The organism is Enterobacteriaceae endosymbiont of Neohaemonia nigricornis, from assembly GCF_012571795.1.
Taxonomy (GTDB): Bacteria; Pseudomonadota; Gammaproteobacteria; order Enterobacterales; family Enterobacteriaceae.
The window spans coordinates 35,626-48,104 of the sequence record NZ_CP046222.1 but is presented as its reverse complement, the minus strand read 5'-3'; the positions used below and the strand labels follow the sequence as shown (position 1 = coordinate 48,104).

Here is a 12,479-nt window from a genome sequence, read left to right as displayed (position 1 = left end):
CTTTTTAAGAAAAAAAATAATAATGTTTTTTTTCAAACATATTAATTTTTTTATAATATTTCATAGTAATATCTATTTGATCTAAATCACTAATGATAAAATTCAAAATAAATTTATTAATTTGAAAATTAAAATATTTTTTATGTACTATAATTAATTTTTTATCTAAATCAATTTTACAAAAAATACCTGGATGTTGGATAACTATATAAAATAATTGATCAATATATTTTTTATTTAAAGTAATTAATAATAATTTATTATTAATAGCATTATTATAAAATATATCTGCATAACTTGTTGCAATGATAACTTTAATGCCATAATCTAATAAAGCCCATGGTGCATGTTCTCTAGATGATCCACAACCAAAATTATCTCTAGTTAATAAAATACTAGTATTTTTAAATATTTTTTTATTTAAAATAAAATTTGGATTTAAAGTTTTATTATTATCTAAATATCTCCAATTATAAAATAAGTTTATACCAAAACCATTTTTTTTATTTTTTTGTAAAAATTGTTTAGGTATAATAACATCAGTATCTATATTGGCAATATCTAAAGGTGCTATAATACCTTCATATGTTAATTTTTTATTTTTCATTTTTATTATAAATTTCTTATATCAACAAAATAACCATGAATTGCAGCAGCTGCTGCCATCATTGGACTAACTAAATGAGTTCTGCTATTTCTACCTTGACGTCCTTCAAAATTTCTATTACTAGTTGAAGCACAACGTTCTTTGGGTAATAATTTATCATCGTTCATTGCTAAACACATAGAACATCCTGGTAATCTCCATTCAAAACCAGCATTTTGAAAAATTTTATCTAAACCTTCTTTTTCTGCTTGTTTTTTTACTATTTGTGAACCTGGCACAATAATTGCTTGTACATTATTATTAACTTTTTTATTGAATACGATTTTGGCAATACTTCTTAAATCTTCAATACGGGAATTAGTACAAGAACCAATAAAAACCTTATTAATTTCTAAATTAGTTAATTTCATACCTTCTTCTAACCCCATATAATTTAATGCTTTATATGCAGATTTTTTTTTATTATTATCTTTTATATTTTTTAGTAAAGGAATAGTTTCATCAATACCAATTGTTTGTTCTGGATTAGTACCCCATGTTATTTGTGGAGCAATATTAGAAATATTTATATTAAAAATTTTATGAAAATAAGCATTTTTATCACTATATAAATTTTTCCAATATTTTTTAGCATCTTGCCAATATTGATATTTTGGAACAAAATTCTTATTTTTTAAATATTTTAAAGTAATATCGTCTGGTGCTATTAATCCAGATTTTGCACCCATTTCAATGGACATATTACATATAGTCATTCTACTTTCCATGCTTAATTGTTTAATAACATTACCTTGGAATTCAACTACATGACCATTACAACCACTAATTCCAATTGTTTTAATAATAAATAAAATGATATCTTTTGCTGTAATTTTGTTAGGAATTACACCATTAATTATAATTAACATATTATTAAATTTATTTTGTTTTAGAGTTTGTGTTGCTAATACATGTTCTACTTCTGAAGTGCCAATACCAAAAGCTAAAGCACCAAATGCTCCATGTGTTGAAGTATGTGAATCACCACAAACTACTGTCATTCCAGGTAATGTAATACCTTGTTCAGGACCTACTACATGTACAATACCTTGATTGGGATGATATACATCATATAATAATATATTAAATTCATTACAATTTTTTATTAATGTTTTCATTTGTTTTTTTGCATTAATATTAGATACATTAATATCTTGTACTAATGTGGATACATTATGATCCATGGTAGCAAATGTTTTTTCAGGTCTATAAACTTTACGTTTTTTTATTTTTAATGCATTAAATGCTTGAGGCGAAGTAACTTCATGAATAAAATGTCTATCAATATATAGTAATGCAATATTATCTTCCATAATGCAAATTTGATGATTATCATATATTTTTTCATATAATGTTTTACACATTTTTCGACCTATATTATATTATCTGTAATTATATTCCCCATATCTTCTGTTGTAACAATCTTTTCTTGTTTTGTATGACACACAAGATCTGGAGTTCTATAACCTTGTACTAATGTTTTTATAATAGCATTATTAATATTTTGTGAAACATACGTATTTTTTAAACTATATTCAATTAACATAGAAAGTGATAAAATTTGAGCAATAGGATTTGCAATATTTTTACCTGCAATATCAGGTGCTGACCCACCAGCTGGTTCATATAACCCAAAATTATTATTATTTAAACTAGCAGAAGGCAAATTACCAATTGAACCACTAATCATAGCACACTGATCTGAAATAATATCACCAAACAAATTAGAACAAAGTATTACATCAAATTGTGCTGGATTTTTCATTAGTTGCATAACCGCATTATCTATATACATATATGTTAATTTTACAGTTGGATATTGTTGAGATATTTTTTGTAATACTTCTCTCCACAATACTGATGTATATAATACATTTGCTTTATCAATTAAACAGATTTTTTTTTGTCTTGTTAAAGCAATATTAAATGCAATTTTAGCAATTCTTTCAATTTCATATATATAATAAATTTCTGTATCAAAAGCATATACATTTTTTGTATTATTAATTTTACCTTTCGGTTGACCAAAATAGATACCTCCAGTTAATTCCCTTACACATATAATATTAAATCCATTAATTAAAATCTCTTCTTTTAATGGGCTTAAAGAATATAAATCTTTATAAATATAAGATGGTCTTAAATTAGCAAATAAATTAAAATGTTTTCTTAATTTTAATAATGAACCAGTTTCTGGTTTTTTTTGTAAAGGTAAATATTCCCATTCTGGACCACCTACTGAACCAAATAATATTGCATTAGATTCTTCACAACCTTGTAATGTAATTTTCGGCAATGGTTCGTTATAAGTATTAATAGCAGTGCCACCAACTTTAAATGTATTAATAATAATATTTTCTTTAAAATATTTTGTAACTTTATTTAATACTTTAATGGCTTGTTTCATGACTTCAGGACCTATACCATCTCCCGGTAATATAGCTATTTTAAATGTATTATTCATATATAATTACCTATTTTTTGCATGATTATTAATGATTTATATATTATTATTTATTTTTTCAAATTTCCATATATGATTTAAACTATCAATAATAGCTAATATAGATGTTTTCATAATATTATTAGATATACTAAATCCATGAAATATATTACCTTTATAATTTATTTGAATAAATACTTTATTTTTTGATTTAGTAGAAGAACTTTTAGAAACTAACTTATATTTAACTATTTTAAATTTATAATTAGTTATTCTTTCTATTACTTTATGTATAGCATATAAATATTCTTGGTTTTGATCTGTTGCAATATGTAAAATATCACCACATTTTAATTTAATAGTTACAATAGTAATTTTATTATCATGGAATTTAATATTAAAATTTACTAATGAATAAAAAGTTATTTCATTATCAATTTTATTATTAAAAGCTAAAGAAGCAAGTTCATAATTAAATATTTGTCCTTTTTTTTCAGCTAATTTAATAAAATTATTATATAATACATTAATATCATAAGTATTATCTTTATAACCCATTAATTCCATATGATATTTTAAAGCTGCCCGACCTGATTTAGCTGTTAAATTTAATTTTTTATAGTTCAAACCTATAATATTAGGATTAAAAATTTCATACGTTTCTCTATTTTTTATAATACCATCTTGATGAATCCCTGAAGAATGTGCAAAAGCATTTTCACCAATAATTGGTTTATGTATAGATAATGGTATATTACAAAGTTTACTAACTAATTTAGTGGTATATGCAATCTTATTATAATTAATATTTGTATAAAAATTTAAACTATGTCTTCTTGTATATAAAGCCATAATAATTTCTTCTAAAGCACAATTACCAGCTCTTTCACCTATACCATTAATAGTACCTTCAATTTGTCTTGCACCAGCATTAATTGCAGAAATAGTATTTCCAACAGCCATACCTAAATCATTATGTGTATGTACAGAAATAATACATTTATCAATATTATATATTTTATTTTTTAAAGATAATATTATATTATTATACTCTTCTGGAAATGTATAACCTACTGTATCCGGTATATTTATAGTAGTAGCACCAGCTTTAATAGCTGCTTCTATAACGAGACATAAATCATTAATAGGTGTTCTTGTACTATCTTCACAAGAAAATTCTATATTATTAGTATATCTTCTTGCATATTTAATCATAAACGTTATACATTCTATAATATTATTTAAATTAGTTTTTAATTTAGTTATAATATGTATAGGTGAAGTAGCTAAAAAAATATGTATCCTAAAATTTTTAGATTTTTTTAATGCTTCATATACTAAATCTATATCTTTTTCTTTACAACGTGCTAAACCACATATAGTACTATTTTTAATAATTTGTGATATTTTTTGAGAAGTTTTAAAATCCTTTGGTGACGACACAGGAAAACCAACTTCTATTATATCAACACCCATATCTTCTAATGCTAATGCAATATCAATTTTTGTTTGAGTACTCAAACTACATGTTAATGATTGTTCACCATCACGTAATGTAGTATCCAAAATAATAATTTGTTTTTTCATAAAAAAATTATCCATTTTAATGAAATTAAAATTTAATTTTGTATTAATATTGATCTTTTAAAACATAAGATTATTAATTTAAAATTAAATATATAAAATTATAATATTTATATATTTGTTATATAAGAAATAAAATTATTATATGTTATATAATATATAATCAAAAAAATTGAAATAAAAAATGTTATTTTAATAAAAATAAATTGTTAGTTCATATATAATAAAATATTAAAAATTATTAATTTATATTTTATATAAAAATACATTTTTTTTATATAAATATTTAAATTTTTTATAATATATTTTATCATATTATTTATATTTTATTTATATAAGGTAATTAACATGTGTTAAAAGATAATTTTTATATGATGAAAGCAATAAAATTAGCTAAAATAGGTATATATACTACTACACCTAATCCTAATGTAGGTTGTGTAATTGTTAAAAATGATAAAATAATTGGTACCGGCTATCATTTTCAAACAGGAAAAGCACATGCAGAAATTTATGCATTAAAAATGGCAGGTATTAATGCTAAAGGATCAACAGTATATATTACTTTAGAACCATGTAATTATAACAATAATACTCCTGCATGTTGTATAGCTTTAATAAAAGCACAAGTTCATCGTGTTGTTATAGCAACTAAAGATCCAAATCCTAAAGTAAATGGACAAGGTTTAGAAACACTTATAAAATCTGGCATTAAAATAACTCATAATATTTTAGCTAAAGAAGCAAAAAAAATTAATCATGGTTTTTTTCAAAGAATGTTATATGGTGTTCCTTATATAACATTAAAACTAGCATCATCTTTAGATGGTAAAATAGCATTATGTAATGGAATTAGTAAATGGATATCATGTAAAAAATCTAGGCAAGATGTGTATAAATTACGTGCACAAAGTTCTGCTATTTTAAGTACTAGTCAAACTGTTATTAAAGATAATGCGACTTTAATAGTTCATTGGCATAAATTATCAAAAAATATTAAAAGTCAATATCCTAAAAAATATTTACGTCAACCAATTAGAATTATTTTAGATAGAACTAATAAAATTACACCATTTCATAAAATAATTACTATACCAGAAAAAATAATATTAATTAAATCAAAATATAATATAAATATATGGCCTAAACATGTGCAACAAATAATTGTTCCATTAAACAAGGGATATTTTGATATAAAATATTTATTTAAAATATTAGGTAAAATGAATATTAATAATATTTTAATAGAAGCAGGAAGTATTTTATCTGGATTTTTAATTTTAAATAATTTTATAAATGAACTAATTATTTATATGACACCTAAATTATTTGGACATAATGCATTAAATTTATGTAATATAAAAAAAATTAATAATATTAATAATGTATTACATTTTAATTTTCATAAAATTAAAATGATATCTAAAGATTTAAAATTAATTTTAAGACCAACAAAAACACAAATTTGGACATAATATGAAAATTATTAGTGAAGGTATAGTGACAAAAAATAATATTTATATAGCTATAATTATAGCAAGATATAATATGTGTATAAATAAAAATTTATTAAATTTGGTTATAGATACATTAGAAAGATTAGGTATTATACAAAAAAAAAATATTACTATTATTTGGGTTCCAGGAGTTTATGAATTATCTATAACAACTAAATTATTAATACAAAAAAATATATATGATGGTATAATACCAATTGGTACTATTATTAAAGGACAAACATTACATCATAAATATTTAGCTAGAGAAATTTATAATACAATTTCTTATTTAACTATTAAATATAATATGCCTATTACATTATGTATATTAACTGCTGATAGTTTAACATTAGCTATAGAAAAATCTAATAATAAAATAGGTAATCCAGGCATAGAATCTGCATTAACATTATTAGAAATGATAAATATATTTAAATCAATAAAATTATTAAAAAATTAATAGGCAAAATAGTGAAATATAAAGAACGATATTATGCACGTAAATACGCCCTACAAGCTATTTATTCTTGGCAAATATCTCATAATAATTTTAATGATATACAATATTATTTTATAAATGAATCTATAAAAGATATCAAACATATAGATATGGAATATTTTAATGAATTAATTCAAGGTGTAATTTTACATAGCATATATTTAGATAATATCATGAAACCTTTTTTATCAAGAAGTTTATTAGAATTAGGACAAATTGAAAAAGCAATTTTACGACTTTCATTATATGAATTAATTCATCGTTTAGATATTCCATATAAAGTAGTTATTAATGAAAGTATTGGATTAGCTAAAATATTTGGTGGAGTTGATAATAGTTATAAATTTATTAATGGTGTTTTAGATAAAATTGTTAACAAAATTAGAGTATAACTAGTATGTTATTGATGACATATATATTAATAATATTTTTTTTATTAATTAACGAATAATGAAATAATATATTCTTATAATATAAAAAATATAACATATATTACAATAATAATTGTATTTTTTGTGCTATTTGAGGACCTAAAATAATATCAATTAATTTTAAATTAAAAGAAATAGCATATTTAACACTTTGTGCTGTTAATAATTTATTTATATCATCCCAATATACTGAATTTTTTGACCATTGTTGATAAGGTATTAAATTTTTCAATCCTAAAAATCCAGTCATTTTAGCTGTAGGAAAAATATTATTTTTAATTAATACAATAGAAGGTGATGCACATATTGCGCCTATAATAGCTTTATTTTTTTTGAATGTTTTTAAAATAGATAATAATAAATTATTTGTTGCAAAATGTTCTGCTGCTTGTAATCCTCCTGGTAAGATGATTGCAGCATGATTTTTATTAATTTTTAAATCCTTTAATAAAACATTACTCATTAAATGAGTACCATAAGCACATCTAATATTATATTTTTTAGTAGTACTTGCTACTAATACATTGATATTGCTTCGTGTAAGTATATCTATACATGTTATAGTTTCTATATCTTCTATACCATCTGTTACACATATAATAACAGAAGATTTTTTTAACATAAGTAATGTATCTCCATAAAAAATATATTTTTTATATAAAATATTATTTCCTATAATAGATAGGATATATTTTACATATATTTAATATTTTTTCTTTTATATTTATTAAATTTATATGTTTATTATCAATAATATCAGCTATAAAATTAGATATTAGAATAATATCTCGTTTTTTTAAACCTCTTCTTGTAACAGCAGGAGTACCAATTCTAATGCCAGAAGTTACTGTAGGAGGATGTATATCGTTAGGTATAAGATTTTTATTAACAATAATATTATATTTTTCTAGTAGTTTTTCAGCTTCTATACCAGTGATATTTTTATTTGTAAGATCAATAATAAATAAATGATTAAAAGTATTTTTATAAACAATATGGTAATTTCTATAAGTTAAAATTTTAACCATTAATTTTGCATTTTTTAATATTTTTTTTTGATATATAATAAAATTTTTATTTAAAGCTTCTTTGAATGCTGTAGCTTTAGCAGCTATAATATGCATTAATGGTCCTCCTTGACTACCTGGAAACACTCCTTTATCTAATAAATTAAATAAATGTTTATTTTTTTTAGAAGATAATATAATAGCGCCTCTTGGTCCAGCTAATGTTTTATGAGTAGTCGTTGTAACAACATGTGCATGTGGTAATGGATTAGGATATAATCCTGCTACTATTAATCCAGCAATATGTGAAATATCTACTAAAAAATATGCATTTATTAAATTGGCTATATTACGTATTTTTTTCCAATTACATTTACCTGAATATGATGAAAAACCACTAATAATCATTTTAGGTTTATATTTTTTTGCTAATTTTAAAATATTATTATAATCTATATGTCCTAAATTATTAGTATAATAAAATATACTTTTATATATTTTTCCGGAAAAATTTACTTTAGATCCATGTGTTAAATGACCTCCATGAGAACATTCTAGTCCTAAAATAATATCGCCAGGCTTTAATAAAGCATTATAAACTGCAAAATTAGCTTGTGAACCCGAATGAGGTTGCACGTTAACATAATCTGCTTTAAATAATTTTTTAGCTCTTATAATAGCTATTTTTTCAATTTGATCAATATATTTACATCCACCATAATATCTATTATTCGGATATCCTTCTGCATATTTATTAGTTAATTGTGAACCTTGTATTTGCATAACTTCTTGAGAAACATAATTTTCTGAAGCTATTAAATTAATATTTGTTTCTTGTCTTATAATTTCTTTTTTAATAATATCCCAAATTATTTTATCTTTTTTATAATATATTTCATTATTAATCAATATATATAACCACCTTAACAATCAAATTATTGTTATCTTTTAATTTGAAAAAAATCTTGTATTAAATTAGTACATTCTTTTACTAAGATACCTGTGTGAATTTTAATACGATAATTAATGTTATATAATCCTAATAAATCAATAAAAGCTCCTGTACTATTATAGTATTTTTTATTATATATACTAAATACTAAACGACTAACTCTACTAATAATAATTGCTCCTGAACACATAATACAGGGTTCTAATGTAACATACATAGTTGTATCTAATAATCTATAATTTTTTAAATACATGCCAGCACCACGTAATGCTATAATTTCTGCATGTGCTGTAGGATCATTATATATAATGGAACTATTTTTACCTTCAGCTATAATTTTATTATTTTTAATAATTACAGCTCCTACAGGAACTTCACCTTTTTTTTTAGCTACATATGCTAATTTTAATGCATATCTCATCCAGTAAATATCATTATTCATTATACTATACTATTAATTATTTATATTCAAGTAAATTACATTATATGAATAATATCAATTATTTATATAAAAAATAAATATTATATCTTTATTTTTATAATATACATATTTTAAAAATTATTATAGAATTAAAATAAATTATTTATTGTAATTATGTAAATATTTTTATTAAATAAGTGAAATATAACAATATATAATTATAAAATATTTTAACATTTTAAGAGATATTGATAGTGAGTACAACAATTACTTCCATTTATGGCATGCATGATCATATTTTTCCCGATACTATATTATGGGAATTTATTGAAACAAAAATCAAAAATATACTAAAAAATTATGGATATTATGAAATTAAAATACCTATAGTAGAAAAACAACAATTATTTCAACAAACAATTGGTGAATATACAGACATCATTACAAAAGAAATGTATAATTTATATGATAAAAATGGTGAAATTTTAACATTAAGACCAGAAGGTACTACAGGTTGTATTAGAGCAATTATAGAAAACAATTTATTATATAGTACAAATAATCGTTTATGGTATATAGGACCAATGTTTCGATATGAACGCCCACAACAAGGAAGATACAGACAATTTTATCAAATTGGCATAGAAACATTTGGGTTGCCAGAACCATATATTGATTGTGAAATTATTATTATTACATATAATATATGGAAAAAATTAAACATAATAGATTATGTAGCATTAGAAATTAATTCTATTGGTTCAATTACGATTCGTCAAAATTATATTAATCAATTAATATTATTTTTAAAAAATAATATTCATTTATTAGATTCAGATAGTATAAATAAAATTAATACAAATCCTTTACGAATTCTAGATAGTAAAAATTATAATACACAACAATTACTTATTAAAGCACCTAAATTAGAAGAATATTTAGATGAAAAAAGTATAAATAATTTTAATAAATTATGTCAGATGTTAAAAAAAATGAATATTAAATTTAATATTAATAATAATTTAATTCGTGGTTTAGATTATTATAATGATATTGTATTTGAATGGACAACAAAAAATATAGGTGCTTCTAAGACAATTTGTGGTGGTGGTAGATATAATGATTTAATAAAAAAAATGAGTTGTAAAAATGATATAAATGGTATGGGTTGTGCTATTGGTATAGAACGAGTATTATTATTAATAAAAAAAGTACATGCTATAAATTTTTCATTACATAATAAAATTGATATTTGTTTAATTCCTATGACAAATGATCATATTTTATATCAAACAATACAGATAAGAGAGAAAATTTTAAATCATTTTCCACATTTAAAAATTATTATTAGTTATTTTTTTTCTAATATAAAAAAACAAATTATTAAAGCTATAAAGTATAATACTCATTTTGTATTTATTATAGGAATTAAAGAAATAAAAACACAAACTATTACAATTAAAGATTTATATCAAAAAAAACAAATTAATATACCAAATAATAAATTAATAATAATATTATCTGATTTATTAAACAATAAATAAAATATTTTTTTATATAATCAATATTATAATTTATTTAATAAAGAGAATAAAGTTATGAATTATAACTATCCGATAATAACTATATTAGGTGATAATAATACAGGAAAATCTTTTTTATATAATATTTTAACTAAAACAAATATGGCTATTGTGAATCATATTCCTGGTTTTACACGAGATAGACAATATGGATATGCTATAATTAATAAATATCCTTATATATGTGTTGATACTGGTAATTTCTACCAAAATAATAATAAATTAGATAATGTTTTACACTTAGTAAAAAAACAAACTATAGAAGCTATTATAGAATCTCATTTAGTTATTTTATTAATTAGAGGTACTATTTTAAATAATATTGATTATGAATTTATTAAAATTGTTAGATCATACAACAAAAAAGTAATAATGATAATTAATACAAAAGAACAAATTAATATTCTTGATTTTATGTCATTAGGATTAATTTTTTTTAAAATTGATCTTTATAATTATAAAGATAATAAAAAATTATATAAAATAATCTATTCATATATAAAAACATTATATAAAAAAGAAAATACTAATTTTATTAATAAAAACAAATATGTTTATAAAAAACAAATTATTAAAGTATCTATCATTGGCATGCCTAATGTAGGTAAATCTACATTTATTAATAAAGTACTTAAAAAAGATAGAGTTATTGTAAATAATTTACCCGGGACTACTAGAAATAGTATTTATATTACATTACAGACCAAATATAATTATGATATTATCTTAATTGATACACCAGGTATTAAAAAAAAAACAAACTGTTCTATAAGTTTAGAATCAATAAATAAAACACTTATATCTATAAAAGAATCTAATATAGTTTTGTTTATTTTAGATGGGACTAAACAAAATTTATATAATCAAGATATATCTTTAATAGAATATATAATAAAACAAGGCAAACCTATTATAATTATAATTAATAAATTTGATTTAATTACATTGAATATTTATCATAATATGCAACATTTTATTTATAAAAAATTTAAATTTTTACCTATTACATATATATCAGCAAAAATTGGTATAGGTATAAATAAAGTTTTTAAACTAATATACCAAATATATAATCTTTCAATAACTAATATACAAACTTCTAAATTAATGAAAATTTTATATGCCGCTATAAATGCTGTCAAACCTAATATGTATAAGAGAAAAATAATAAAAATTAAATATATTCACGTAATTAAATATTGTCCATTAATATTATTAGTACATGGCAATTATGTTACAAAACTGAATCAACATTATAAACGTTATTTAATAAATTTTTTTTCTAAACAACTCACATATATTGGTATACCTATATTATTTAAATTTAAAGACAATACTAATCCTTATATTAAAAAATAAATGTTTGATTAATTTTATATATTATATAATATTTATTAATAATTTTATTAAAAAT

12 protein-coding genes are annotated in these 12,479 nt (G+C 21.0%); 5 read left to right on the top strand and 7 right to left on the bottom strand.

Annotated features, from left to right (window positions below; genetic code table 11):
- Positions 1-4 precede the first annotated feature (4 nt).
- Genes leuD through leuA form a run of 4 tightly spaced genes read right to left on the bottom strand, consistent with a single transcriptional unit; the run spans position 5 to position 4,676 of the window.
- A complete protein-coding gene (gene leuD, locus GJT85_RS00245) occupies positions 5-607 on the bottom strand; it encodes a 3-isopropylmalate dehydratase small subunit (protein ID WP_208754237.1) in 603 nt (200 codons plus the stop codon).
- A 5-nt stretch (positions 608-612) separates the two neighbouring features.
- Positions 613-2,010, bottom strand: coding sequence for a 3-isopropylmalate dehydratase large subunit (gene leuC, locus GJT85_RS00240; RefSeq protein WP_208754236.1), 1,398 nt, complete (start codon positions 2,008-2,010; stop codon positions 613-615).
- A gap of 8 nt (positions 2,011-2,018) precedes the next feature.
- The gene (gene leuB / locus GJT85_RS00235; protein ID WP_208754235.1) at positions 2,019-3,110 is read right to left on the bottom strand and encodes a 3-isopropylmalate dehydrogenase; all 1,092 of its coding nucleotides are present in this window, start codon (positions 3,108-3,110) and stop codon (positions 2,019-2,021) included.
- Between the two features lie 36 nt (positions 3,111-3,146).
- Positions 3,147-4,676, bottom strand: coding sequence for a 2-isopropylmalate synthase (gene leuA / locus GJT85_RS00230; protein ID WP_208754234.1), 1,530 nt, complete (start codon positions 4,674-4,676; stop codon positions 3,147-3,149).
- A gap of 347 nt (positions 4,677-5,023) precedes the next feature.
- Here leuA and ribD point away from each other — a divergent pair, with 347 nt between their 5' ends.
- From ribD to nusB, 3 genes are read left to right on the top strand one after another with little or no spacing between them, the layout of a single operon-like run.
- Positions 5,024-6,148 (top strand): bifunctional diaminohydroxyphosphoribosylaminopyrimidine deaminase/5-amino-6-(5-phosphoribosylamino)uracil reductase RibD, encoded by a 1,125-nt coding sequence (ribD, locus tag GJT85_RS00225; protein ID WP_246212276.1) that lies wholly within the window; start codon positions 5,024-5,026, stop codon positions 6,146-6,148.
- A gap of 1 nt (position 6,149) precedes the next feature.
- Complete coding sequence (ribH, locus tag GJT85_RS00220) at positions 6,150-6,632, top strand: 6,7-dimethyl-8-ribityllumazine synthase (protein ID WP_208754233.1); 483 nt, start codon at positions 6,150-6,152, stop codon at positions 6,630-6,632.
- An 11-nt stretch (positions 6,633-6,643) separates the two neighbouring features.
- Entirely contained in the window at positions 6,644-7,063 is a 420-nt protein-coding gene (gene nusB, locus GJT85_RS00215; RefSeq protein WP_208754232.1) for a transcription antitermination factor NusB, read from the top strand.
- A gap of 100 nt (positions 7,064-7,163) precedes the next feature.
- Here the strand turns inward: nusB and GJT85_RS00210 are convergent, their stop codons facing one another.
- The 3 genes from GJT85_RS00210 to tadA are packed head-to-tail and all read right to left on the bottom strand — an operon-like array spanning position 7,164 to position 9,503.
- Entirely contained in the window at positions 7,164-7,724 is a 561-nt protein-coding gene (locus GJT85_RS00210) for a DJ-1 family glyoxalase III (protein ID WP_208754231.1), read from the bottom strand.
- 43 nt (positions 7,725-7,767) lie between these two features.
- Positions 7,768-9,018, bottom strand: a complete 1,251-nt coding sequence (gene glyA / locus GJT85_RS00205) for a serine hydroxymethyltransferase (RefSeq protein ID WP_208754230.1) — start codon at positions 9,016-9,018, stop codon at positions 7,768-7,770.
- A 32-nt stretch (positions 9,019-9,050) separates the two neighbouring features.
- Positions 9,051-9,503, bottom strand: coding sequence for a tRNA adenosine(34) deaminase TadA (gene tadA, locus GJT85_RS00200; RefSeq protein WP_208754229.1), 453 nt, complete (start codon positions 9,501-9,503; stop codon positions 9,051-9,053).
- 233 nt (positions 9,504-9,736) lie between these two features.
- Between tadA and hisS the strand changes: the two genes are divergently transcribed.
- The gene (gene hisS, locus GJT85_RS00195) at positions 9,737-11,026 is read left to right on the top strand and encodes a histidine--tRNA ligase (RefSeq protein WP_208754226.1); all 1,290 of its coding nucleotides are present in this window, start codon (positions 9,737-9,739) and stop codon (positions 11,024-11,026) included.
- A gap of 54 nt (positions 11,027-11,080) precedes the next feature.
- A complete protein-coding gene (gene der, locus GJT85_RS00190; protein WP_208754224.1) occupies positions 11,081-12,424 on the top strand; it encodes a ribosome biogenesis GTPase Der in 1,344 nt (447 codons plus the stop codon).
- Positions 12,425-12,479: the final 55 nt, after the last annotated feature.